4 protein-coding genes are annotated in these 3,117 nt (G+C 40.0%); 2 read left to right on the top strand and 2 right to left on the bottom strand.

What is annotated here, in order from left to right; genetic code table 11:
* Together AC1DG9_RS25600 and purU are read left to right on the top strand one after the other, a co-directional pair.
* Positions 1-1,144 (top strand): hypothetical protein (locus AC1DG9_RS25600; RefSeq protein WP_477635518.1); only part of this gene is annotated, 1,144 nt, incomplete at its 5' end.
* A 51-nt stretch (positions 1,145-1,195) separates the two neighbouring features.
* Positions 1,196-2,023 (top strand): formyltetrahydrofolate deformylase, encoded by an 828-nt coding sequence (gene purU, locus AC1DG9_RS25595; RefSeq protein WP_337718213.1) that lies wholly within the window; start codon positions 1,196-1,198, stop codon positions 2,021-2,023.
* A gap of 97 nt (positions 2,024-2,120) precedes the next feature.
* Here the strand turns inward: purU and AC1DG9_RS25590 are convergent, their stop codons facing one another.
* Together AC1DG9_RS25590 and AC1DG9_RS25585 are read right to left on the bottom strand one after the other, a co-directional pair.
* A complete protein-coding gene (locus tag AC1DG9_RS25590) occupies positions 2,121-2,408 on the bottom strand; it encodes a chaperone modulator CbpM (protein ID WP_337718216.1) in 288 nt (95 codons plus the stop codon).
* Between the two features lie 21 nt (positions 2,409-2,429).
* Positions 2,430-3,117: J domain-containing protein (locus AC1DG9_RS25585; protein ID WP_477635517.1), on the bottom strand; the 688-nt coding region annotated here is incomplete at its 5' end.

The following is a 3,117-nucleotide window of genomic DNA, read 5'->3' as shown; positions in this document are numbered from 1 at the left end:
ACTTTGCAATGCGCTTGTTGGACCGGGATATTTTGAGAAATTCCCCGAGCGAATTCTTGCGCATATGTATGCCACCAGGTATCCGGCATTAAAAATAAAGGCAAGTCCGGACTCTGATGTTTCTAAATCGACAGTTATAAAGGCTAATAAGCTGCTCAGTGCTTTTCTGGAAGATCAATATATTAATTTAAACAATGGTGAGCGGGTGTTGTTTAGTATGCTTCTTTCTGAAGGATTGCTGCTTATTCATTTCCTGCATGTGGTTCCTGCTAACTATTTTCCTCATGCAGCGCTCCTTAAAGAAGAGTTTAAAGATTATTTTCCGGATACCGAGGCTTATTTAAGTATTCAGGAAATGATGGGCACCCTGGTGCAGGATATTATTGTGTTTTTAAGTGATTTAAACAAGAGCATCATTAAGGCTGATTATGGTGAAACGGCCTGTTTTGAGATCACCAGCAACTACAATGATATTTATTTGTACGAGTTTAAGACAAATAAAACATCGATGCTTATTAACGGAGAGAACCATTCGATGATTCGTTTGGGCTGGGTTGATGAGGAACTGAATTGGATTTTTGCTAAAGTTAAACCATCGGCACTTGGCTTTAGGGTTGCCGGGCTAGATGTGCCGCTTGATGTTTATATACAAACGCATGCCCTGAAAAGGTTGCAGGAGAGGATAAATATTACACCCGGTATTATGCATTCTATTGTGTTTATGACCTTTATGAATCCGGAAATTAAGCATCATAAGGATTACGATAGGAGCCTGATTGAGTTTTATCTTTCTGATAAAAAGGCAGGATACCTGCAGGTTGAACTACATGGCGACAGGCTGGTTATCCATACTTTTTTATTTTTAACCAATAACGGGACTCCCGAAGGGATCAAGCTGGAAAAGCTTGCAGGGCTGCAGAAAGCGGATAAAATATACCTCGAGATAGATAAACTTTCGACCTTTAATTCTTATCATATCGAAAAGAATGAGCAATTAAAGGACTTGTTTATTAAAACTGGCTGCGGTTCTTTACTGGAGCTGGGGCATTTGCAGGAGTTTACCGTTAACGAGGTAAAGGATAAAGACCCTGATTCTATATTGAAATACCTTGCAGACTCAAAATACTTTAGATCGGCAGAGTAGGTTCACGCTTGTAAGAAATATTATTATCTTGCTTTCCTATTTTAACAATCGATGATAATAATAATACAGTGTAAAGATCAGATAGGGCTGGTTGCCGATATTTCGCAGATATTATCTGCAGCAAAACTAAATATTGTTTCTATGAGGGAACATGTTGATAAGGCCGAAAGTATGTTTTTTATGCGTTTGGAGGTTGATGGGCATTCTGATGAGGATTTACTTACAGAAGCTATGTGCAAGATTTTACCTGCCGGCGCACTTATTCATGTTAATCCTGTTGCCGAGAAAAGGATTGTGGTAATGGTCACTAAAGAATATCATTGCCTTGCCGATATTTTGGTACGCAATAACTTTGGTACTTTGGGAGCCACTGTGGTTGGGGTTATTGGCAATCATGATATACTGAAAAAGATTTGCGAGCGCTTTGATGTTCCTTTTTCTTTGATTTCTTATGCTGATGGGGTGAATGATCCGGAGGAGGAAATGATTGATCAGATAAATGCGTATAGTCCTGATTATGTGATTCTGGCTAAGTTTATGCGAATTCTATCGCCGCGTTTTGTGGCTAGTTTTGCCGATAGGATAATTAACATACACCATTCTTTTTTACCTGCTTTTGCCGGGGCAAATCCGTATAAGCAAGCTTTTGAAAGAGGAGTGAAGCTGATTGGTGCTACAGCTCATTTTGTAACAAATGATTTGGATGAAGGGCCAATAATTGCCCAGCAGATTATTCCGGTAAATCATTCGTTTACTGCTAAGGATATGGTAAGGTCAGGAAAAGAGATTGAAACCGCGGTTCTGGCAAAGGCCATGAGGCTGGTGTTGAGTGATAGGGTGTTTGTTTATAAGAATAAAACGGTGGTGTTTGAGAATTAGGGACTTCAAAATGCTCGTCATCCTGAATTTATTTCAGGATGAAGATAGCTTTAATAAGAGTATGACGGGTGTTTTACCAGGAGGATGATGAACCTCCTTACTGGTGTACATGCAACCGGTTTTTAAGCTCCTGAATTTCCTGTTGCATAGCATCTACTTTTTCTAGCAAATGTCTAATCGCATCTATTCCCTCGATATTGATTTGCAAATCGTAATGCAGATGGATGTACTTATCCAGTTCACCAAATTGTCTGATATGTATGTACTTTTCTGATTCAACCCTCATTAATGAAATGATTCCTGAGTCTTCAAGGGATATAATAAACTCCGGTTCAATATCATACTTAAAGCAATATTCTGTTATTGTTATTAATTCTGTTTCCATGATTAATTTAATTTAAATGCCTTACCCCAGGTTTTTTAGTTCATTAAAAAGCTCTTTCTGTTTCTCTGTAAGCTCGGTTGGTATCTTAACTGTATACGTTACAAAGAGGTTTCCAAACTCTCCATCTTTTTTATATACCGGAAAACCTTTCCCTTTTAGTCGCACCTTAGTTCCGCCTTGCGTTCCAGGGGCCACTTTAAGCTTTACTTTACTGTCAAATGTAGTAACCGTTACATCGCCTCCCAGAACGGCAGTATAAAGGTCTATTTCTGTGGTGGTATACAAATCGTTGTTAAGTCTTTTAAAGTGCAGATCGTCGCCAATATTAAATGTGATGTACAAATCCCCGTTAGGGCCACCATTTGCACCAGGTGCACCCTGACCAGCTAATTTAATTACTTGCCCATTCGCTATCCCCGCCGGAATGGTTATCCTTAGGTTTTTGCCGTTTACTGCCAGCGTTTGCTTGTGTGTGTTGTAGGCATCGCGAAGCGATATGCTAATCTCTGCCTGGTAATCCTGCCCTTTGAATTTACGGCTTCCGCGTTTTGACTGTGCTCCCGCATTGCCAAACAAAGATTCAAAGAAATCAGAGAAATCTCCGCCACCGCTAAATCCTTCGCCACCAAAATCAGCACCGCTAAAACCGCCGCCCTGATAACCTGCACCGGAGTATGCATTTTGGTTTTGTTGCTGCGATTGTTTTGCC

The sequence above is a fragment of the Pedobacter sp. 05L430 genome, assembly GCF_056397585.1.
Note: the sequence above shows the minus strand (reverse complement) of the source record. Positions and strands in the feature narration are given on the sequence as shown.

Bases quoted from the DNA above. Each gene is read 5' to 3' on its own strand.
- purU (WP_337718213.1), top strand. From the start codon at position 1,196: ATGATAATAATAATACAGTGTAAAGATCAGATAGGGCTGGTTGCCGAT.
- AC1DG9_RS25590 (WP_337718216.1), bottom strand. From the start codon at position 2,408: ATGGAAACAGAATTAATAACAATAACAGAATATTGCTTTAAGTATGAT.